This window comes from Mucilaginibacter daejeonensis, from assembly GCF_020783335.1.
Classification (GTDB): domain Bacteria; phylum Bacteroidota; class Bacteroidia; order Sphingobacteriales; family Sphingobacteriaceae; genus Mucilaginibacter; species Mucilaginibacter daejeonensis.
Genome location: NZ_CP086068.1, coordinates 1,223,906 through 1,244,760, shown reverse-complemented (window position 1 = coordinate 1,244,760; position 20,855 = coordinate 1,223,906). Strand labels below are relative to the sequence as shown.

At 49.8% G+C, this 20,855-nt stretch carries 18 protein-coding genes; 11 read left to right on the top strand and 7 right to left on the bottom strand.

Annotated elements, in window-relative coordinates; all coding sequences use genetic code 11:
- Positions 1-457: 457 nt before the first annotated feature.
- The 3 genes from LLH06_RS05375 to LLH06_RS05365 all read right to left on the bottom strand — a co-directional run bounded on the left by LLH06_RS05375 (position 458) and on the right by LLH06_RS05365 (position 3,848).
- Entirely contained in the window at positions 458-832 is a 375-nt protein-coding gene (locus LLH06_RS05375) for a hypothetical protein (protein WP_228172236.1), read from the bottom strand.
- A gap of 80 nt (positions 833-912) precedes the next feature.
- Positions 913-3,261, bottom strand: a complete 2,349-nt coding sequence (locus LLH06_RS05370) for a M1 family metallopeptidase (protein WP_228172235.1) — start codon at positions 3,259-3,261, stop codon at positions 913-915.
- Positions 3,258-3,848, bottom strand: a complete 591-nt coding sequence (locus LLH06_RS05365; RefSeq protein WP_228172234.1) for a HupE/UreJ family protein — start codon at positions 3,846-3,848, stop codon at positions 3,258-3,260. Before LLH06_RS05365 ends, LLH06_RS05370 begins: the two co-directional genes overlap by 4 nt.
- Positions 3,849-3,918: 70 nt before the next feature.
- On the opposite strand from LLH06_RS05365, the gene LLH06_RS05360 reads away from it, so the two are divergent.
- The 4 genes from LLH06_RS05360 to LLH06_RS05345 all read left to right on the top strand — a co-directional run bounded on the left by LLH06_RS05360 (position 3,919) and on the right by LLH06_RS05345 (position 8,632).
- A complete protein-coding gene (locus LLH06_RS05360; protein WP_228172233.1) occupies positions 3,919-4,395 on the top strand; it encodes a DUF6702 family protein in 477 nt (158 codons plus the stop codon).
- Between the two features lie 6 nt (positions 4,396-4,401).
- A complete protein-coding gene (locus LLH06_RS05355) occupies positions 4,402-4,827 on the top strand; it encodes a PH domain-containing protein (protein ID WP_228172232.1) in 426 nt (141 codons plus the stop codon).
- Positions 4,828-5,098: 271 nt separating this feature from the next.
- On the top strand, positions 5,099-6,001 hold the full coding sequence (locus tag LLH06_RS05350; RefSeq protein WP_228172231.1) for an OmpA family protein: 903 nt from the start codon (positions 5,099-5,101) through the stop codon (positions 5,999-6,001).
- A 180-nt stretch (positions 6,002-6,181) separates the two neighbouring features.
- Positions 6,182-8,632 carry an outer membrane beta-barrel protein gene (locus tag LLH06_RS05345; RefSeq protein ID WP_228172230.1) on the top strand — a complete coding sequence of 817 codons (2,451 nt, stop codon included), beginning with the start codon at positions 6,182-6,184 and terminating at the stop codon, positions 8,630-8,632.
- Positions 8,633-8,698: 66 nt separating this feature from the next.
- Here LLH06_RS05345 and LLH06_RS05340 read toward each other — a convergent pair whose 3' ends face one another.
- From LLH06_RS05340 to LLH06_RS05325, 4 genes are all read right to left on the bottom strand, one after another.
- Positions 8,699-9,751, bottom strand: a complete 1,053-nt coding sequence (locus LLH06_RS05340) for a hypothetical protein (protein WP_228173269.1) — start codon at positions 9,749-9,751, stop codon at positions 8,699-8,701.
- A 139-nt stretch (positions 9,752-9,890) separates the two neighbouring features.
- Entirely contained in the window at positions 9,891-10,772 is an 882-nt protein-coding gene (locus LLH06_RS05335; protein ID WP_228172229.1) for a class I SAM-dependent methyltransferase, read from the bottom strand.
- Positions 10,773-10,907: 135 nt separating this feature from the next.
- Positions 10,908-11,660 (bottom strand): ABC transporter ATP-binding protein, encoded by a 753-nt coding sequence (locus LLH06_RS05330; RefSeq protein ID WP_228172228.1) that lies wholly within the window; start codon positions 11,658-11,660, stop codon positions 10,908-10,910.
- Complete coding sequence (locus tag LLH06_RS05325; RefSeq protein ID WP_228172227.1) at positions 11,657-12,388, bottom strand: MlaE family ABC transporter permease; 732 nt, start codon at positions 12,386-12,388, stop codon at positions 11,657-11,659. The genes LLH06_RS05330 and LLH06_RS05325 overlap by 4 nt, the downstream gene beginning before the upstream one ends.
- 84 nt (positions 12,389-12,472) lie before the next feature.
- Here LLH06_RS05325 and LLH06_RS05320 point away from each other — a divergent pair, with 84 nt between their 5' ends.
- The 7 genes from LLH06_RS05320 (at position 12,473) to LLH06_RS05290 (ending at position 20,807) form a co-directional block, all read left to right on the top strand.
- Positions 12,473-13,177 carry an SDR family oxidoreductase gene (locus LLH06_RS05320; RefSeq protein WP_228172226.1) on the top strand — a complete coding sequence of 235 codons (705 nt, stop codon included), beginning with the start codon at positions 12,473-12,475 and terminating at the stop codon, positions 13,175-13,177.
- A gap of 23 nt (positions 13,178-13,200) precedes the next feature.
- Positions 13,201-13,686, top strand: coding sequence for a PspC domain-containing protein (locus LLH06_RS05315; protein ID WP_228172225.1), 486 nt, complete (start codon positions 13,201-13,203; stop codon positions 13,684-13,686).
- Positions 13,687-13,691: 5 nt separating this feature from the next.
- The gene (locus tag LLH06_RS05310; protein WP_228172224.1) at positions 13,692-14,669 is read left to right on the top strand and encodes a LiaI-LiaF-like domain-containing protein; all 978 of its coding nucleotides are present in this window, start codon (positions 13,692-13,694) and stop codon (positions 14,667-14,669) included.
- 428 nt (positions 14,670-15,097) lie between these two features.
- Positions 15,098-15,817 carry a hypothetical protein gene (locus LLH06_RS05305; protein ID WP_228172223.1) on the top strand — a complete coding sequence of 240 codons (720 nt, stop codon included), beginning with the start codon at positions 15,098-15,100 and terminating at the stop codon, positions 15,815-15,817.
- A 162-nt stretch (positions 15,818-15,979) separates the two neighbouring features.
- On the top strand, positions 15,980-17,614 hold the full coding sequence (locus LLH06_RS05300; RefSeq protein ID WP_228172222.1) for a TldD/PmbA family protein: 1,635 nt from the start codon (positions 15,980-15,982) through the stop codon (positions 17,612-17,614).
- A gap of 203 nt (positions 17,615-17,817) precedes the next feature.
- Positions 17,818-19,458 carry a TldD/PmbA family protein gene (locus LLH06_RS05295; protein ID WP_228172221.1) on the top strand — a complete coding sequence of 547 codons (1,641 nt, stop codon included), beginning with the start codon at positions 17,818-17,820 and terminating at the stop codon, positions 19,456-19,458.
- Between the two features lie 11 nt (positions 19,459-19,469).
- Positions 19,470-20,807: a TldD/PmbA family protein gene (locus tag LLH06_RS05290; protein ID WP_228172220.1), complete on the top strand. Its 1,338-nt coding sequence runs from the start codon at positions 19,470-19,472 to the stop codon at positions 20,805-20,807.
- Positions 20,808-20,855: the final 48 nt, after the last annotated feature.

Below are 20,855 nucleotides of genomic sequence, written 5' to 3'. Positions count from 1 at the left end.
CTCTCTGCCTATTTTGAATATTTGCCCGACCTTGCAAATCTCTAATTTCGCTGAGATCGATTTACCAAGACTCATCAGATCTTTAAGCGTCCCCCCTATATGACTCGAAGTTAAAACCGGTTCGTGCCACGTCATAATTTTTAAATAGCTATAGGGTCCTAAATGCAAGTGTTCTGACGTACCACCATTTTTAGGATCGCTTGAATATAATATTAGTACATCGACCAATTTAGTAAGACCATCTTTACTTCCGATGAATCTCCATTGACCTAAATCATTGTCATATTCGTAGTAAAAGCCAAGCTCATTCCACTTGTTTATTGTTTGTTCGTGGTTAGGTGTCACTGGCGCACTTTTTTACTATATATTTCAAGTTTGTATTATTGAGTTAGGAAAGCGGGTTTTGTTCGCTGTTATTGAGTCACACGCGGCACGCGTGCGTCAGCACTTGTGCTTACTAATCTTTCCAATCCTTCACTAATTCCCTATAATCAAAATTGACCTTAGTCCCATTTTTTTTGAATACCACAACTATCACAGAACCCTTTGGCTTCGATAGAGAATCCCCTTTCTCAACTATTGATTCCCATTCCGGATAAAGACCATATTGATATCCAGTGGTCAACTTTACTTTCTGAATATTATGATCACGTGCATCTCTGAAAACAGAATCGACCCTGCCGTAAAATTCGTCTTCTTTAATACCATCTAAGACCAATTGCGCGCCTGTTGTACGATCATGCTTGCGCCATATAAGTAATCCAATAATCAGTACAAGACTTATAATACTTTTTATAGCATTAAATTTAGTTAGCTTCCATCCGTTAAACATAGTTTGATCTTTTAAAACCGCTATTGTGGTACCTCATAAATCTAAACAAAAAAAGCCGGTCTGTCGACCGGCTCTTTTGATCATGGATTCGTTTTCCTTGCGTCCTGCATGGGGTTGCCTCCGGTGCTGGCGCCGCGTATGGTGCTTTGCTGTTTGAAGAGCTCGAAGCGGGTTGGCGTGTACTCTCTTGGCCAGCTGTTGTTGCCTTCGTTAATGTCGGCGGTCTCGCGGTAAGGGTCAAGCTTAATGCTTTTCACTTCTTTGGTCTTAGCAAATACCTTGGTCACGTTCAACTCATTGTGGCGCCATATGTAGGCCGATATCTTTTCCAGCTCTTTTGAACCGTCGGCATAGTTCCACTCGATGAACAACGGCATAGGCAGGCCACCTTTATTGCTCAGGCTGATCTCGTAAAAGTAATTCTTGCTCTCGTAAATTTTGCGCTCCTCTGGCGTAAGTGCGCTGTACATGGCCTTATAGCTTTGCTCGGTGATCGGTGTGGCGGCAAAGCGATCCCACTTGCTGTAAAAATCCTGCAGGGCGGTGTCGGCTTCCACGGCAAAACGGGTACCCGCAGCCTTGTTACGTGTGGTGCTGATGTTGGTCAGGTTACGGTCGAACTGCGCACGGTCGTAATTACCCTCCACTTGCGGGTTCTTGGTGTTCATGCGGTAGTACTTCACGCTATCGATCGATATATCTACCGGGTCGGTGCCGTAGAACCAGCCTCTCCAAAACCAGTCAAGATCAACGGCCGAGGCATCTTCCATGGTGCGGAAAAAGTCGGTAGGTGTTGGGTGATGGAAGGCCCAGCGCTTGGCGTAAGTCTTGAAGGCGTAGTCGAACAACTCCCGGCCCATCACCGTTTCACGAAGGATATTCAGCGCAGTGGCTGGCTTGGCGTAAGCGTTCGGTCCAAAGCGCTGGATATTCTCTGAGTTGGTCATGATCGGTTCAAGCTCGTTCTTAGGCAGCTTCATGTAATCAACGATCTTGTAAGCCGGACCACGATTAGAAGGGAATGCCGGGTCCCACTCCTGCTCGGTCAAGTACTGGCAAAAGGTGTTCAGGCCTTCATCCATCCAGGTCCACTGGCGTTCGTCAGAGTTCACGATCATGGGGAAAAAGTTGTGCCCCACTTCGTGAATGATCACGCCGATCATCCCGTTCTTGGTGGCCTCACTATAAGTACCATCCTTTTCGGTACGGCCATAGTTAAAGCAGATCATCGGGTACTCCATACCGTTGCTGGCCTCCACCGAGGTAGCACATGGGTAAGGGTACGGAATGGTGTATTTTGAATAGGTCTTGACGGTATGCGCCACCACCTTGGTGCTGTAACGGCGGTACAAGCCATAAGCTTCCGGACCATATACCGACATGGCCATCACCTTGCGGCCGCCCTCTATCTGGGTGGCCATGGCATCCCACACCACCCGGCGCGATGATACCCAGGCAAAGTCGCGTACGTTCTCGGCATGCCAGCTCCAGGTCTTGCGGGCAGTAGCGTGACCTTTCAAAGCGTTCTTAGCTTCGGCAAGCGTCACCACTTCTACCGGTTCTTTGTATGAATTTTGGGCCTGCTGCCAGCGTTTGTACTGGGCGGCGGTAAGCACACTGGCGTAGTTGCTGCACTGGCCTGTACCATCTACCACATGGTCGGCAGGCACATCAATGTTCACTTTGAAATCGCCGAAGGTCAGGGCGAACTCTCCCCTACCGGTGAACTGCTTGTTTTGCCAGCCCTGAAAATCGCTGTAAACGGCCATGCGCGGATACCACTGCGCCATGGTGTACAGGTAGTTCTTATCCTCCGGGAAGTACTCGTAACCACCACGACCACCAATGGTCAAACGGTCAGATATGTTGTACCACCACACGATCTTGAACGCGAATTTTGCACCGGCTGCCAGCGTTTGCGGCAGCTCGATACGCATCATGGTCTCGTTAATGGTATATTTTAAAGGGTTGCCCGCAGCATCCTTCACGCTCACGATGTGATTGCCCAGGTCGAGGTTATGGCCCATGATGGTTTGCAGTTGGCGCAGGGTCATCTTGTCCTGCATTTTGCTCTCATCAAATTTGGCGCTTTCGGCGTCCTTTTTATGCTGGTTCTCGTCCAACTGTAACCACAGGTAGGTCAGTGGGTCGGGCGAGTTATTGTAGTAGGTGATGGTCTCGGTGCCATCTAACCGTTGTTTGTCGTCATCCAGCTTGGCGTTGATCACATAGTCGGCCTTTTGCTGCCAGTACTTAGGGCCAGGTGCGCCCGATGCCGACCGATACATGTTAGGGTCGGCCAGGTAAGTACTGCCCAACTGCTCAAATTTGTTACCATGGTTGGATCCCGGGTTGTACTGGATCTGCTGGGCACTAACGGCATGCCCAAGCAGCATGGCGGCTGCCAATAAATAGTTCAGTTTTTTCATTTAAAATGGATGAGCGTAAAACGTTCGATGCACATGATCAATGCGATACCAAATATAGCAGAAGACAGGAATAAAACCCACTCCCGCCGCTGTAATTTAAGGATATTAAGCAGAATGAACGACAAAATAAGGATAGCCAGGACGATCAGCACCTGCCCAAACTCGAGGCCCAGGTTAAAGGCCAGCAGTTGCCAGGTGATGTTGGTACTTTTGCCCAATAAGCTTTTAAGGTAGTTGGAGAAGCCCAACCCGTGTATCAACCCAAAGAACAAAGCCATACCATAAATGATCTTGGCGGTGGATGGCGAACGTTTCTTTTTAAGGATATTGATCAGCGCCGTGATCACGATCGTGACCGGTATCAGGAACTCGATGAGCGAGGTATTAACGCGGATGATATTGAGCGCACTCAGGGCCAGGGTCACCGAATGCCCGATGGTAAAGGCCGTGACCAGGATCAGCACCTTACGCCAATCAGCCAACAGGTAAGTACCGCACAGCACCGTTACAAATAGGATATGATCGTAACCCTGCCAATCGCAAATGTGCTTCCATCCCAGTTCAAAGTATAGTGGAAAGTCATGCATGGCCCGCAAGTTATTGAATTAGCGATAAAATAGCTTATTTTGTGTACACATGGTACCAACCTTAATAAGTATGTTACACTTTTGGGCAGCGGCCTGCCTGAGTTTGCTGCACCCGTTCTATGTAAGCGTGACCGAGATCGACCATAACGCCAAAGAACGCACGGTGCAGATCAGCTGCCGCATGTTCTATGATGACCTGGAGCATGTGCTGGAGAAACAGTACCACACTCAACTGGATATCGTTAAGCCCAAGAACAAGGAGCAACTTAACCAGTTCATTGCCGATTATGTGCGCAAGCACCTCACCATTAAGGTAGATGGCAAGGTGCTGAACCCGGCTTACTTAGGTTACGAGATACAAGAGGATGGCGCGTGGGCCTACCTCGAGGTCAAGGGCATCCCGAAAGTTCAAAAGATAGAAGTACATGATGAGTTACTGTATAGTGAACATGCCGAGCAGATCAACATGCTGCACGTGACCGTTAACGGCAAACGCCAGAGCACCAAGCTCGATAACCCTGATGCCAATGCCAGCTTCAGCTTTTAAACGGATATGAGATACTCGTCAGATAAAAACCCATTCGTTACGCTGCTCCTGTTCGGTGCATTGGTGTTGATGGCAGTGTTGTGCTATCAAATGGTAAGTAACGGCGGCGCGGAGCAATGGAACATCCTGATAATGGCTGGCGTGAGTGCCTTTATGCTATGGATGTGGTTCGGCACTTATTATGATATTGACGGAGATGAGCTGCGCTACCGTTCGGGACCGGTAAATGGCTCGATCGATATCGGCACCATCCGCAAGATCGAGGTGGGCAAGACCAAATTCGTTGGACTGAAACCGGCATTAGGCACCAATGGCTGTGTGATCCATTACAATACCTACGACGAGATATATCTGTCGCCCAAAGACAAGCCAGCGTTTATTGCGGCCTTAAAGGCCATCAACCCCGCCATCATTATCGAGGAACGATCGTAGCGTACAACGTACAGTTCGATACTTGCATGGCATCCATCTTAAAACCTGGAACACTGCCCGTCAGCCAAGCAATTGTATTGTCTGAGCGCTCGCAGGGCACTTTTAGGTGCATATGCCGTTCGATCGATCCGACCCAATTAAACCAAACGGCACTGCTTTTGTTAAAGTTGTGTGAATTTTTTTAAATAAAAGGCCATATCCACCGCAAAACAACGTTGAGTTGTATACATTAGCAGCGTGATTTAGCCTTTTTCAATTAAACATTAACCAAATGAAATTTACCATTTTACCTGTGGCTTTAGGCGCAGTACTGTTGCTTACCCAAAGTTGCGTAAGCAATAAGAAGTACCAGGAATTACAGACCCAGCACAACGATTTGCAAGCCAAGAACAAAGATCTTAACGTAAGATTTTTGAACAGTCAACAAGAACTGGCTGTTGCCAATAACCGTGTGAAGAGTTTAGAGGACCAGATCAGCGCCGGCCGTGCCAACCTGCAGGCCCTGCAGAACGCATTGGATAAATGTTTGACCTCTTCGGGCCAGGGTAATGCTAACATCGGCAAACTGGTAGATGAGATCAACTCTTCTAACAAATACATCCAGCAACTGGTGAATAGCAAGAACAAGAGCGACTCGTTGAACATGGTACTGACCAACAACCTGACTCGCTCGTTAAGTCAGTCGGAAATGAAGGATGTTAACGTACAGGTATTAAAAGGTGTGGTTTACATCTCTTTGTCTGACAACATGCTTTATAAATCGGGCAGCTACGAGATATCTGACAAAGCTAATGCGACCCTGACCAAGATCGCTAAGATCATTACCGACTATAAAGACTACGAGGTATTGGTTGAAGGTAACACCGATAACGTGCCGATCAAATCGAACAACATCCGTAACAACTGGGACCTGAGCGCCCTGCGGGCATCGTCAGTGGTGCAAACGTTGCAGAACCAGTTCAGAGTTGATCCTAAGCGTTTGACCGCTGGTGGCCGTGGCGAGTACAACCCAATAGCTGACAACAGCACTGAAGCCGGCAGGGTAAAGAACCGCCGTACCCAGATCATTATTACGCCTAAACTGGATCAGTTCATGGACCTGATCGAGAAGGCTCCTGAAAAAGCACCTGGTGCCACCGGTACTACGCCAACCCCAGCTCCTACGCAGCAATAATATTCATCATAATGATGACCGAAGGCCGCCTTGTAAAAAAGGCGGCCTTTTTGTTTATACAAAGTTCAGGCATTTAACATCTTTTAACGCTTTGGTTAAACAATGTTAAATATAGGGGCGGTCATGCATGGGGTGGTTAATTTAGTACCATACTTCAACCACGCACACTGAACCTAACTCATGAGCAACCTGCGCCTATCGGGCTGTACCATCATTTGCCTTTGCTTGATGCACTTGTATTCATTTGCACAAGCCCAGCCCACCGGTAGCGTTAAAGGCAAGCTCACTGATCTTAAGCAAATAGCCCTCTCCTATACCACCGTTGGCATTTATCAAGCTAAAGACACCTCACTCATCAGGTCGACCCTGACGGATGAAAGCGGCTTGTTCAGTTTTGAACAAGTGCCATACGGTACCTATCTCATCGGCGTGCAGGCAATAGGTTACGACAGTACTTTTACCAAAGCCTTCACCATCGATGCCAGCCACCCCAACTTTCCTGCAGAGACCATAGCTTTGAAGCCAAGCACCCGGCAGCTCAAAGCGGTCAACGTTACGGCAAAGAAGCCTTTGATCGAGCGGCGTAATGATAAACTGATCGTCAACGTGGCTGGCAGCACCCTGGCCGCAGGCAATAATGCGCTGCAGATCCTGTCTAAAGCACCCGGCATTACGGTTGACAATGAAGGTAATGTGAACCTTCGCGGTCGGCCGGGCGTAAGCATCATGATCGATGGTAAGCTCACCTACCTGTCGGGGCAGCAACTGGCCAACCTGCTGCGCTCTACCGATGGCAATACCATCCAAAGTATCGAGATCATCTCGCAGCCATCGGCCCGTTATGATGCCTCGGGCAGTGGTGGTATCATCAACATCAAACTTAAAAAGAATACCACCTTCGGCACCAACGGCACGCTTACCGCAGGAACTGGTTACGGCAACGGCTACAAGGCCAACGGCGGACTAATGCTCAACAACCGCAGCAAGCACGTGAACCTTTACGGTAATTATGATCTGAGCAATGATAAAAGCCGCGAGACCTTACTGCTTGACCGCAGCACAAGTAACGGTACCGAGAACACCTACTTTGACCAGCAGGGACGCGACGTGAACCTATCCAAGAACCGCAATTACAAAGTGGGTATGGATTATTACTTTGATGAGAACCATGTGTTGGGTGCCATGTTAAGCGGGTACAACAATGAGTACAAGTCCAATAGCCAGGTGAATACCCTGATCGGTAGCCAGCCGCAAAAGATAGATTCTATTGTACGGGCACAGAACCCTGCCTATCACACCAACCAGAGCGTCACCTATAATCTCAATTACAAAGCCGTGCTCGATACGTCTGGTCATGAACTCAACATCGACGTTGACCACTCGCGGGTGCGTAACCAGCAACAGACCACTTATAACAACCTGTATTTTAACGGCATGGGTACGGTCAACACGTTAACGTATATCTTCCGTAATACCATGCCGTCCAACGTTAATATCTTCACGGCTAAGATCGATCATACTTATCCCTTTAATACGCATACTAAGCTTGAGACCGGGCTCAAGACCAGCTTTGTGAATACCGATAACGACCTGATATTTGAGGACCGAAAGAACAACGATTGGGTGAATAACCTCCAGCGCAGTAACCGCTTTATTTATAAAGAGAACGTGAATGCGGCTTACGCCAACCTGCAACACAGCTTTGGCGCCACTACCTTACAGGCTGGCTTACGGGCCGAACTTACCCGGTCTACAGGTAACTCTGTAACTCTGCAAAGCATCAATGACCGCCGGTACCTGGACCTGTTCCCGAGCTTTAGCGTTAATCAGCATTTAGGCGCCGACCATGAGCTGGGGCTTACTTACAGCCGCAGGATACAGCGGCCAGATTACGGCTCGCTCAACCCGTTCGTTTACTATGCGGATATTTACACCCTGAATCAGGGCAACCCGAATCTACGGCCGCAATACACCAATGCTATCGAGCTTTCGTACGGCTTCAAAAAGTCAAATAATTTCACCTTCTCGTACAGCCGCACCACCGATGTGATCACCGCGGCCTTATTGACCGACACCATCAGGAAGACCCTGACCCTGTACGAAAAGAATCTGGCATCACGCAGCACCGCCAGTATCAACTTTAACCGGCCATTGGCCATCACCAAATGGTGGAATACCAGTAACGATGTTACCCTTTACTACAGCAAGTTCTCGTCGCCCAATTTGATGGGCCAGCCCTTCAACAGCGGCAAAACGACATTGAATTTCAGGAGCGATCAAACGTTCACTATCAACGGATCTACCAATGCCGAACTGGCCGCCAATTATGCATCGGCGCAGGTATTTGGTACGTATGTAGCCCAGCCCATCTACTCCATTGACATGGGCGTCAGCCGGTCGTTCGCCAATAAAAGGGCCAACCTGAAATTCGCGATAAGTGATGTGTTCAATAACCAGATCATCAAGGTGCGCAGCGCCATTGCCCAGCAGGATTACAAACTATCGCAAAAGCAGGAGACCAGAGTATTCAGGCTCACCTTCAGCTACAACTTCGGCAGCAGCACGATCAAAGCCATACGCGAACGCGACAACGGCTCATCGGCCGAGCAAAGCCGCATCAAGGGCAATTAAAACAAAAGCCCGACCTTTTAAGGGTCAGGCTTTGCCACGTCCAGTAGTGTTTGTTTTTAGAATATCTTACTGGTACTGTATATAAATAGGTTGCGGTTTGTATTTCAACACATCTTGAGGCGTTAGCATGCGGTGCGGCGGCTTCTTCAGGTCGTTCTTATAAAATAATTTAAAGCCGGTGAATTGTACCGGTTCAGGGAACAAAAAGTTACGATAAGTACCCAATTTAAGGTCAGGTTCGCCCCAGCCATCCATATCGATAACTACCTGCACTTCAGGGTGCAATTTGATCTTATTATAGTTGGTCAGCATTTTACGGGTAAAGCGGTGCACCACCAATATCTTAGGTGGCAGGTTATTCTTTTTCACCAGCTTGGCCAGATAGTCCGACACGTAGTTCACATCATCAGCATCATAAGTACCGATCTTTTTGCCCGGTTTGGTACCGTCCTTCATCGAGAACTCGGGATCCATACCAAAGTGCACCTGCGGCATCACCAGGTATTTTTCTAACAAAGGCAACTCGGCCCTGATATTACTTAAGGCCACCTGCACATCCAAGAACACCAATGCATCTATCTTTTTAGCCATCGACAGCACGGTATCGATCTGTTTGAACGGCATGCGGTAACGATACTTACCGTCGGCACCACCATCGCCCTGTGCTACCACAGCTATGTAGTGCAGTGCCGGTTTGACCGGCATGCCCGGGTCGGCCTTTTCCCACGCTTTTACCTCTCCTTCGAGTTTAGCCAGCATTTGAGCCGGTGGTAACTCACCTAATATACCCATCCGTTTACTGAATAGGTTACCATAAAAGGCCACTACGCGGTTGTAAGGTAATATAGCACCAGCAACAGGGTAAGGTTGTTTTTTTACCGGCCAGCGGCCAGTGGTATCGCCATTGGCCAGCTTTTTCAGCAGGCTATCGTACTTGGCAGTATCTATCGGGGTAAGGTCTTTTTTAGCTATGGTATCGGTCTGCGCGGTATCAGTACCTTTGGCAGCGCTGCCACTACCTTTAGCCTCGCCTGCTTTGGTGTTACCGGTACAGTTCACGAACAGAACCAATGATGATGCTAACATGGTAGAGGTAAGCATCAGGGTCTTTAATTTCATCATATAGGGCAGAATGCCTTAAAACAAGGCGTACAACTTTTGAATAGTAAGATATTTAAACGTCAGATCAAAATATTTTGCGCGTTCAAGCGTTCGTAAATATAACTATTACGATAATAATAGCAACTCCAAAAATTCCTTAAATTTTGTAGAACTTACCAAAAACGCCCAGTGGCAGCTTGCCGCCTGCAGTGGCCTGAAGGTATAATTCGCCTATCTCGAGATTTTGCACCTGTGGGTAAGCGCTCCTGATCAAATTCTCGACGATCACTGACGAAAAGCCAAGCGAATACGTGTTCAGTATCAGGAAATGCTCTTGAGGGTCAAGCAACTGGACCACATCATGTACCATCTCGTTGATATGGTCTTCCAGTTTCCATTTTTCGCCGTTAGGGCCGTGGCCATAGGCTGGCGGATCCAAAATGATACCGTTATACTTTTTACCGCGCTTGATCTCGCGCTTCACGAACTTTAACGCATCCTCAACCATCCAGCGGATGTTGTTGAGGCCCGACAGCTCCTGGTTCTCGTTGGCCCATGTCACCACCTGTTTGATCGAGTCAACGTGGGTGGTATCGGCACCGGCCGCACGGGCGATCAGCGAGGCGCCGCCGGTATACGCGAACAGGTTGAGCACCTTAGGTTCAGGGGTCTTAAAACGCTTGATATTTTGGGCGATGTAATCCCAGTTAACGGCCTGCTCAGGGAACACGCCAAGATGTTTAAAGGAGGTCAGTCCTAAACGCAGTTTGATGGCCACGTCATCGTTCTGGTATTCGATGTGCCAGCGGTCAGGTGTTTTAGCGTTCTTTTTAACCCACTCCCCCGCCGTGGCCGAACGGCCTTTGAACTTGATATGATGTTGTTTTTGCCACTCACTTTCGGGCAGGGCCTTGCTCCATACGGCCTGAGGCTCAGGACGGATCAGGATCACGTTGCCAAAACGTTCCAGCTTTTCAAAATCACCGCTATCGATCAGTTCGTAATCTTTCCAATGTGTAGGGGTCAAAAGCTGGATCATATGGTCAGTGGTGAATAGTTAATAGTGGATGCCTAAATATCAATGATCGGCAAAGATAACTATTTATAGAAGTTTGAAGACCATGCGATCACATAACCAACTTCTCACCATTCAACCATTCACCATTCAACCAACCTACAACTTCTCCTTAGCCGCCTGCGTGAACTTGCTGGCGAACACAAAGTCGTTGAGCTCTTGGTTATCGGTATGGGCGATCTCTTTGTTGGAGCCCTCCCAAGCTTTTTTACCTTGATGTAAGAAGATGATGTGATCGCCGATACCCATCACGGAGTTCATATCATGCGTCACGATCACGGTAGTGATCTGATATTCCTGGGTCAACTCGTTGATCAGCTCATCGATCACGATCGAGGTCTTGGGATCCAGACCAGAGTTCGGCTCATCCACGAACAGATACTTAGGCTCCATGGCAATGGCACGGGCAATGCCCACACGTTTTTTCATACCGCCCGAAAGTTCAGCCGGGAACAGGTCGTTCTTGCCGGTCAGGTTCACCCGTTCCAGACAAAAGTTGGCGCGGTCCTTTTTTTCCGACGCGCTCATGTCGCTGAACAGGTTCAGCGGGAAGATGATATTCTGCTCTACGGTCATGGAATCGAACAAGGCCGAGTTTTGGAACAGCATCCCGATCTGCTTACGGATAGGTACGCGTTGTTCAAAGTCCATGGCGGTAAACTCCTCGCCATCGAATTGCACGGTACCTTTTGTAGGTTCGTGCAAACCCACTATACACTTTAAAAGTGTTGTTTTACCTGACCCCGAACCACCGATGATCAGGTTATTTTTGCCCGGCTCAAAAGTAGCGGTGATGCCTTTGAGTACCTCGTTATCGCCAAAGGTCTTATAAATGTCGTTGATCTGGATCATAGCATTAAACGGGTTATCATAAGGTCGGCAAAAAGGATCATCACGCAACTGTACACCACGCCTTTAGTGGCCGATTGGCCTACTTCAAGCGCGCCACCCGAGGTATAAAAACCCTGGTAAGCACATATCGATGAGATCAGGAATCCGAACACAAAAGCCTTTACCAAAGCCACCTGAATGGTGATCGGCATAAAACCGTCGTGCACACCGTTCAGGTAATCGGCAGGAGTAACATCGCCACTGGCTAAGCAAGCGATATAACCACCAGTGATGGCCAGTGCTATAGAGAAGATGACCAGGATAGGCACCATGATCATGCTGGCGATCAGCTTTGGAGCGATCAGGTACCCAGGGGCATTAACCCCCATGATCTCCAACGCATCGATCTGCTCGGTGACCCGCATGGTACCGATTTGTGAGGCAATGCTCGATCCTACCCTACCGGCTAATACCAATGACGAGATGGTGGGACTGAATTCCAAGATAGTTGAATCGCGCGCGATACTGCCGGCTATACTGCGGGGTACCAATGGGCTTGACAACTGGAAGGCGACCTGAATGGTGGTGGCGGCACCAATGAACACCGATATGATACTGATGATCCCTAACGAACCTACGCCGATGGATACCATCTCGCGCATTACCTCGGCCCAGTACACCGAAAATTTCTCAGGTCTTTTAAAACTTAAACGTATAAGCAGGATATACCGTCCCAGGGTCTCAAACATGCGATGTGATAAATAAGTGCGTTAAAAATACATTTTTATACTAAAGCTTTGCAGCCAAAGCCAATTTGAATACTTTTAAACCTTATGGAAAACGCTCTGATAACGGGTGCCACTCAAGGCATAGGCCGTGCGATCGCCTTTGGTTTTGCTAAACAAGGATTGAACATGGCAATTTGTTCGCGCAATAATGAAGATCTGTTAGCGCTGGCTGATGAGCTCAGGGCCATTGCCCCCCAGATCAGGGTATTTCACCTGGCCACCGATGTAAGCGATCAGGCACAATTACTCGAATTTGCACGCCAGGCCCAGGCCGCGCTGGGCTTCATCAAAGTAGTGGTTAACAATGCCGGCACATTTATCCCCTCCACCACGCTGGATGATGCCGACGATACCTATGATGTGCTGATGGATACCAACCTGAGGCCTGCCTACAATTTATACCGTTTTTTTGGAAAAAGCATGCAGGAGCAGCGCAGCGGGCACATTTTTAACATCTGCTCGGCGGCGGCTATACACCCTGCTGCAAATGCTGGTACATATAGTGTAACAAAAGCTGCGCTGCGTAGTCTTAATATTGTAATGAAGCTCGAAATGCAGGCTTACAGCGTAAAAGTAACTGCCGTGCTGCCGGGATCAACTTACACCGAGTCATGGGCCGGAACTGACATACCGCCCGACCGTTTTGTAAGTACCACCGATGTAGCCAACGCCGTACTTAGCGCATATAACATGAGCATAGGCGCCAATGTTGATGAGATAGTGATCAAGCCGGTTCTGGGTCAGTTATAACACATAACTTAACCACTAAAACAATGTACCAAGATAAAAAACTTTACCGCGATGAATTCAACAAGGTCATTGGCGGTGTATGTAAAGGCTTAGCCGATTACTTCGAGATAGATGTTACCCTGGTAAGGGCCCTGTTCCTGCTCACCCTGATCTTAAAGGGTGGCGGTGTACTGATCTACATCGTGTTATTGATCGTGATGCCTAAAAAACCATGGAGCATGCGCACCCCGGGTGTTGACCCTAACGTGCCACCGTTCCAAACCGATGCATCACAGCCATTTGTGCAGCAGCCATTTCAACCGGTACCTCCGCGTAAAAGCAACACTGCGGTGATCGCCGGTGCCCTGCTCATCTTTTTTGGCGGCATACTACTGATAGATGAATTCGACTTTATCCCCGATTGGGACTTTGAGCACCTGTGGCCTATACCACTGGTAGTGATCGGCCTGGTGCTGATCTTTACCTCAGCTAAAAAGAACCCAACTGAACCTAAGAACCCTATTGAATAAACGTTATGAGAAGCGACAGACTAATTCCAGGCCTTGTGCTGGTAAGCATAGGCGTGATATTTTTACTAAATAACTACGGCTTGATCGATTTTCACTGGGGCAACCTCTTCCGCCTGTGGCCGGTGTTCCTGGTGGTGGGTGGCGTGAATCTGCTCCTGTCTAACACCCGGGCAGCATGGGCAACGGCCGTAAAGGTGATCGTGCTGGCAGCAGGTATAGCGTTCGTACTGTTCGCCAGTACGGGCGATCGTCACCGCTCTAACTTGCCGTTCCTCACCTATCGGTCCGATGATAATGGTGATGACTATGATGACAACGATCAGGATGGCGACATCACCGTGAATGACCGCAAGGCACAAAGCGACGTTTATCAGCAGCTTTATTATCCTGATATCAAACGCGCCAAATTGAACATCGAAGGCGGTGCCACCACCTATATATTGGATAGTACTACCGACAGCCTGTTCAGGGCCACTACTCACGAAACGTTCTCAAAGTATGACCTGACCTGGGACAGGCAAGACTCGTTGACCACGCTGAACTTCAGCATGCGTAACCATAACCGCAACTTTAAATGGAACAGCGACTATGACAACGAGGCCCGCATTAGCCTGAACCCCATACCTGTTTGGGATATTAACCTGAAAAGCGGTGCGGCCGAGACCAAGTTCGACCTGACCCCGTTCAAGATCCGCAGTTTGAACATCAGCGGTGGTGCAACTTCTACCAAGGTCAAACTGGCCAGCAACCTGCCTGTCACCGAAGTAAGTGTGGCCACCGGTGCGTCAGAGGTCGAGATCAGCGTACCTAAGAACGCCGCCTGCGATATCAAGGTATCAAGCGGCTTGTCATCTAACGACTTTGACAGCTTCACCAAGGTGAGCAGCGATCACTACACCACTCCGGGTTTTGAGCAGGCTGCCAACAAGATCTACATCCACCTGAAAGGCGGCGTGTCTGACTTTAACGTGAAGAGATACTAACACCAAAGCTGTAAGCTACCGTTCAACAGCTGCCAGATCTCATCATTGCCAAATTTGTAAAAATGGCCGTGATGAGATCTTTTTGTTTTATGACCACCCTTACACGCGACCGGTACGGTGTTACATTTGTCGTTTCAGGTGTTACATTTAGTGTTACAAAACGAGAAAATGCAGTTTTTTCTGGAAAAAGTTAGGTTTTTACGAATCTCGCAACGCTAAAAAGTGGGGAAATTTGGGGAATTGTGTTACACCCGTGTAACTCCCTGAAGTTGTGAAACGGGCATTTTGATGGCGGTATTTTCGACCGGTCGATACGGATCTTATCAAGCTATGATCGTCTGCCATGGCCCCCCCCTTTTTAAAACAAGCGCCTCGCTTATTTAACATTATTTAACGATCCGTCCAATGCGCATTGTATATCTTTAGCCATGCGCGTTTACCTTGTTCTACTGATGCTGTTTTGCGGGCCTCTGCTGGCGTTCGGTCAGCAGCCGGTCAAAGGGCGCATTTATGAGGACAAGACACGCGTGGGGCTGGTCAATATCAGGATACAGAACCTGACCGGCAAACAAACCACCGTGAGCGATAATAATGGCAAGTTCATCATCAACGCCAAACTGAATGATCTGCTGGTGTTCACCGGCTTTGCTTACCAGCCTGATACCATGCTGGTCACTAACCTGAGCGGCTTTGAGGTGTTCCTATTGCCGCAGCAGCACATGCTGAAAGATGTGAAGGTAAAAAGCATGGATGGTCCCAGCATGGTCTTTTACGATCCCTACTTTCATGGGCAAACCACCGCTTACCAAACCGACAAGGACGGCAACTTTAAGGGCGGTGTGTCGTTCCGCTTTTGGTACTGGAAAAAAGATGAGCGCAAACGCCAAAAGCGTGAACGCATGCTGGCCGACCAACAGACCCTGGCTCAGATCGACAAGGCTTTTAGTCCCGAAAAGGTAGCACAGGTAGCTCCCCTACAAGGCGTCGAGTTGCAAAACTTTGTCAGCCTTTACCGGCCCACATTGGCCCAATACCGGTCCAATGCCTTTTCCATGACCGATCACATCAATACGTCATACAAAAAGTTCATGAAACTATCGCCCGAAAGGCGGCAGGCCGCTCCCGATAGCGTGATCAGCGAGCAGTAAGCTTTCTTTATCATTAGTATCGATGCAACCGATGTGTTCGGCGCAATTGTCAACAACCCTCACCATTTCTCAACAAACGCCACTTTTTGATAAAATAGGCGTGCTTTCAGGGTGATGTTTTAGTGGATGTTCATTATATTACAACCATCAATTCTAACTATCTTGAAACGTAAAGACTTTTTATACCTCACCGGTATGGGTGTGAGCGCTGCTATGTTGCAGGGTATGCCGGGCATGGCCAAAACCATTACACCCGAGGAGGCCTTGAAGCCGATCGATGTGGCTTTGCAAAAAAAAATGGCCGATGTGGCACTTAACGCTGCCCGCAGCAAGGGCGCCACTTATGCCGATGTGAGGCTTGGCCGCTACCTTAACCAGGTGATCAGCACCCGGGAGACCCGCGTGCAGAACATCGTCAATTCCGAATCGTACGGGATGGGAGTGCGTGTGCTGGCCAACGGCTGCTGGGGCTTTGCCGCCACCGATAGGTTGGATAACGATAGCATTGCCCGTGCCGCGGCCACTGCCGTGAGCATAGCTAAAGAGAACGCCCGCCTGCAAAGCGAGCCGGTAAAGCTGGCCCCGCAAAAAGGTTACGGCGAGGTCAGCTGGAAAACACCCATCGAAAAGAACGCTTTTGAGGTACCGGTAAAGGAAAAGGTGGACCTGCTACTGGCCGCCAATGCCTTGGCACTTAAGGCCGGGGCCAATTTCATCAGCAATAACCTGTTCATGATCAATGAGCAAAAGTATTTTGCCAGTACCGAGGGCTCATACATCGATCAGGATGTGCACCGCATTTGGCCTACCTTCACCATCACCAAAACTAACCCCAGCGCAGGAGGCTTTGAGACCCGCAACGCGCTGAGCGCCCCAATGGGTATGGGTTATGAGTACCTGATGCCGAGCGAAAAAGAAAAGATACAAGGCATTTTCCCGCTTTATAAAAAGCGCTACGACCTGATGGAGGATGTGCGCATTGGCACCGCCCAGTTGGATGAAAAGTTAAAAGCCAAACCGATCGAGCCGGGTAAGTATGACCTGATCCTGGACCCTACCAACCTGTTCCTTACCATACATGAATCGGTAGGTCACCCTACCGAGCTAGACCGTGTGCTGGGTTATGAGGCAAACTTTGCCGGTACCAGCTTTTTAACGCTGGATAAATGGCAAAGCAAAAAGTTCAACTTTGGCAGCAACATCGTCAACTTTATGGGCGATAAGGTAACCCCAGGCTCCTTAGGCGCTGTTGGCTATGACGATGAAGGCGTGAAGACCAAACAATGGGACATTATTAAAGATGGTGTACTGGTAGATTACCAGGCCACACGCGATCAGGCACATATATTAGGCCACACGGCATCGCACGGTTGCTGCTACGCGCAAAACTGGGCCAGCGTGCAATTTCAGCGCATGCCTAACGTGAACCTGGTACCGGGCAAGGTGCCGCTTAAAACGGCCGAACTGATCAAGAACACCGAGAAAGGCCTATACATGTTCGGGCGTAACTCCTACTCTATCGATCAGCAGCGCTATAACTTCCAGTTCAGCAGTCAGCTGTGTTACGAGATACGTAACGGCAAGATCGTGGGCATGGCCAAAGGCGCGGCCTACCAAGCCAACACCCAGGAGTTCTGGAACTCGTGCTCGGCCATTTGTGATGAAAGCGACTTCCGTTTTGGCGGGTCCTTCTCCGACGGTAAAGGCGAACCCTCACAGGCCAGCTCCGTGTCGCACGGCTGCTCAACGACCAAGTTCGATAAGGTGAATGTGATCAGTACGGCGAGGAGGATATGACCCCCCAGCCCCCTGAAGGGGGAGCACGAAAAGCAACCCGTCATTGCGAGGAACGAAGCAAACCCTGCGGAGGCATAGCGAACACTGCACCTGTCCAGAGATCGCTTCGTTCCTTGCGATGACGTGACGAAAGTAACAGATAAACTAATATAACTTGACCGCCACTCCCCCTTTAGGGGGCGGGGGGCTAAACCATCACTCAATTGAACAGAAAGAACTTTCTTTACCTCACCGGTATGGGTATCGGTGGGGCCATGCTGAGCCAGGTACCGGTATTTGGCTCGCCGGTAACGCCCGAGGCGTTGCTGGAAGGCGGCATTGATGTGGCCTTGAAGAAACGGATGGCCGATGTGGTGCTCAACGCGGCTCGCAGCAAGGGCGCCACTTACGCCGATTGCCGCATAGGCCGTTACCTGAACCAATACGTGGTCACCCGTGAGGAAAAGGTGCAGAACGTGGTGAACACCGAATCGTACGGGATGGGCATCCGCGTGATCGCCAATGGCTGCTGGGGCTTTGCCGCTACCGATAAGCTGGACAACGACAGCATTGCCAAAGCGGCCGCACAGGCCGTGGCCATTGCCAAAGAGAACGCCCGCCTGCAAAGCGAGCCGGTACAACTGCTGCCTCAAAAAGGTTATGGCGAGGTAAGCTGGAAAACACCGATCGAAAAGAACGCCTTTGAGGTGCCGATCAAAGAAAAGGCCGAATTATTACTGGGCGTGAACGATGCCGCCATGAAGGCCGGTGCCAACTACGTGAACTCGATCATGTTCCTGGTGAACGAGCAAAAATACTTTGCCAGCACCGATGGGTCATACATCGATCAGGATGTGCACCGCATATGGCCGATCTTTTACGTGACCAAGATCGATGAGAAGACCGGCAAATTTGAGACCCGCCAATCCCTGAGTGCACCAAGCGGCATGGGTTACGAGTACCTGTCGCCGCGCGAGAGCGATAAGATACACGGACTGCCTACCACGCTGTACCGTGGCCGTTATGATATGATCGAGGATGCCAAAGCGGCGGCCGTGCAGGCTGGTCAAAAATTAAAGGCCAAATCGGTAGAGGCTGGCAAGTACGACCTGATCCTGGACCCATCGCACCTGTGGCTTACCATACATGAGTCGGTAGGTCACCCAACGGAGCTTGACCGTGTACTGGGCTATGAGGCCAACTTTGCAGGCACCAGCTTTTTAACGCTCGACAAGTGGGAAAGTAAGAAATTCCAGTTCGGCAGCAAGAACGTCAACATCGTGGCCGATAAGTTACAGCCCGGCTCATTAGGTGCTGTAGGTTATGATGATGAGGGCGTGAAGACCAAGCAGTGGGACCTGATCAAGGATGGTGTGCTGGTGAACTATCAATCCATACGCGACCAGGGCAAGATCATTGGCCTGAACGAATCGCAGGGTTGCTGCTACGCCGACAGTTGGGCGAGCGTGCAGTTCCAGCGCATGCCTAACGTGAGTCTGCAGGCCGGCAAAACACCAATGAAACCGATGGACATGATCAAGAACGTGGAAAAAGGCATCTACATCATCGGCGACAGCTCGTTCTCGATCGATCAGCAGCGCTACAACTTCCAGTTCAGCGGGCAGTTGTACTATGAGATACGGAACGGCAAGATCGTGGGCATGCTTAACGATGTGGCCTATCAATCCAACACCCAGGAGTTCTGGAACTCGTGCACCGCAGTATGCGATCAAAGCGATTACCGTTTGGGCGGATCCTTTTTTGACGGTAAGGGCCAGCCAACACAGGTGAGCGCCGTATCACACGGTTCGGCCACCGCACGCTTCAATGGAGTTAACGTACTAAATACATCACGCAAGATATAATAAGACCTGACATGGCGATCTTAACAGAAGAACAAGCACGCGCACTACTTAAAAAGGCCCTAAGCTTTTCAAAGGCCGAGCAGTGCGAGATAAACATAAGCGGCGGCGATTCATCTAACATTCGTTACGCCCGCAATTCGGTATCTACCAGTGGTGCGGTGAGCCGCAACAGCATGGTGATCTCATCGGCATTCGGCAAAAAGCAAGGCGTGGCAACCATCAACGAGTTTGATGATGCCTCGCTGGAGAAAGCCGTTCGCCGCTCAGAGGAACTGGCCCAGCTGGCTCCCGAGAATCCCGAATTTATGCCCTACCTGGGCCCGCAAACCTACGGACCAGACACGCCGACCTTTGTCAAGGCCACGGCCGACCTTACCCCCAAGCAACGTGCCGATATGGTGGCGCAAAGCCTGCAGGTAGCCAAGGATAACAAACTGACCGCTGCCGGCTTTTTGGAGAACAGCGCCGGCTATTCGGCCATGATGAACTCCAAAGGCCTGTTCGCGTACAATACCTCTACCGACATCAATTTTTCGGTAACACTACGTACCGATGATGGCAAAGGCTCAGGCTATGCCACCAAGGCGTACAACGATGCATCTAAACTCGACACGCTGAAACTATCTAAAGTGGCGGCTCAAAAGGCATCGGGCTCGGCTACGGCCAGGGCGCTGGAGCCCGGCAAATACACCGTGATCCTGGAACCTGCGGCAGGCATCGTATTGTTGGAGCAACTTTACGGCAGCCTTGACGCCCGGAGCGCAGACGAAGGCCGTAGCTTTTTGAGTATGCCGGGCGGCAAAACACGCCTGGGCGAAAAGCTGGTTGACGAACGCGTGAACATATACTCAGACCCAGCCAACCCCGAACTGCCCACTTCGCGCTGGAACGGCGATGGCCGCCCGCAGGAAAAGGTGAACTGGATAGAAAAGGGTGTGGTGAAGAACCTGAGCTACTCGCGCTATTGGGCCCAAAAGAAAGGTGTAAAGGCGATACCTGGCCCTGATGGCATCATCATGGATGGCACCGACCAAAGTCTGGAGGACCTGATCAAAGGCACCGAAAAAGGCATACTGGTAACGCGCCTGTGGTACATACGCGCCGTTGACCCTCAAACCCTGCTCTACACCGGCCTTACCCGCGATGGTACGTTCTACATCGAGAATGGTAAGATTAAGTTCCCGGTCAAGAACTTCAGGTTCAATGAAAGCCCGGTGATCATGCTCAACAACCTGGATGCTTTGGGCAAACCTGAACGCACCGTAAGCGGCGAGAGTGGCCAAAACGCCCTAATCCCACCGATGCGTATCCGCGACTTTACATTCAGCTCATTGTCTGACGCGGTGTAAGCACCTCGCTCATCATACACAAAAAAGGGCAGCCTGAACCGTCAGGCT

Coding starts and splice junctions, on each gene's coding strand:
- LLH06_RS05375 (WP_228172236.1), bottom strand. CDS start 832: ATGTTTAACGGATGGAAGCTAACTAAATTTAATGCTATAAAAAGTATT.
- LLH06_RS05370 (WP_228172235.1), bottom strand. CDS start 3,261: ATGAAAAAACTGAACTATTTATTGGCAGCCGCCATGCTGCTTGGGCAT.
- LLH06_RS05365 (WP_228172234.1), bottom strand. CDS start 3,848: ATGCATGACTTTCCACTATACTTTGAACTGGGATGGAAGCACATTTGC.
- LLH06_RS05360 (WP_228172233.1), top strand. CDS start 3,919: ATGTTACACTTTTGGGCAGCGGCCTGCCTGAGTTTGCTGCACCCGTTC.
- LLH06_RS05355 (WP_228172232.1), top strand. CDS start 4,402: ATGAGATACTCGTCAGATAAAAACCCATTCGTTACGCTGCTCCTGTTC.
- LLH06_RS05350 (WP_228172231.1), top strand. CDS start 5,099: ATGAAATTTACCATTTTACCTGTGGCTTTAGGCGCAGTACTGTTGCTT.
- LLH06_RS05345 (WP_228172230.1), top strand. CDS start 6,182: ATGAGCAACCTGCGCCTATCGGGCTGTACCATCATTTGCCTTTGCTTG.
- LLH06_RS05340 (WP_228173269.1), bottom strand. CDS start 9,751: ATGAAATTAAAGACCCTGATGCTTACCTCTACCATGTTAGCATCATCA.
- LLH06_RS05335 (WP_228172229.1), bottom strand. CDS start 10,772: ATGATCCAGCTTTTGACCCCTACACATTGGAAAGATTACGAACTGATC.
- LLH06_RS05330 (WP_228172228.1), bottom strand. CDS start 11,660: ATGATCCAGATCAACGACATTTATAAGACCTTTGGCGATAACGAGGTA.
- LLH06_RS05325 (WP_228172227.1), bottom strand. CDS start 12,388: ATGTTTGAGACCCTGGGACGGTATATCCTGCTTATACGTTTAAGTTTT.
- LLH06_RS05320 (WP_228172226.1), top strand. CDS start 12,473: ATGGAAAACGCTCTGATAACGGGTGCCACTCAAGGCATAGGCCGTGCG.
- LLH06_RS05315 (WP_228172225.1), top strand. CDS start 13,201: ATGTACCAAGATAAAAAACTTTACCGCGATGAATTCAACAAGGTCATT.
- LLH06_RS05310 (WP_228172224.1), top strand. CDS start 13,692: ATGAGAAGCGACAGACTAATTCCAGGCCTTGTGCTGGTAAGCATAGGC.
- LLH06_RS05305 (WP_228172223.1), top strand. CDS start 15,098: ATGCGCGTTTACCTTGTTCTACTGATGCTGTTTTGCGGGCCTCTGCTG.
- LLH06_RS05290 (WP_228172220.1), top strand. CDS start 19,470: ATGGCGATCTTAACAGAAGAACAAGCACGCGCACTACTTAAAAAGGCC.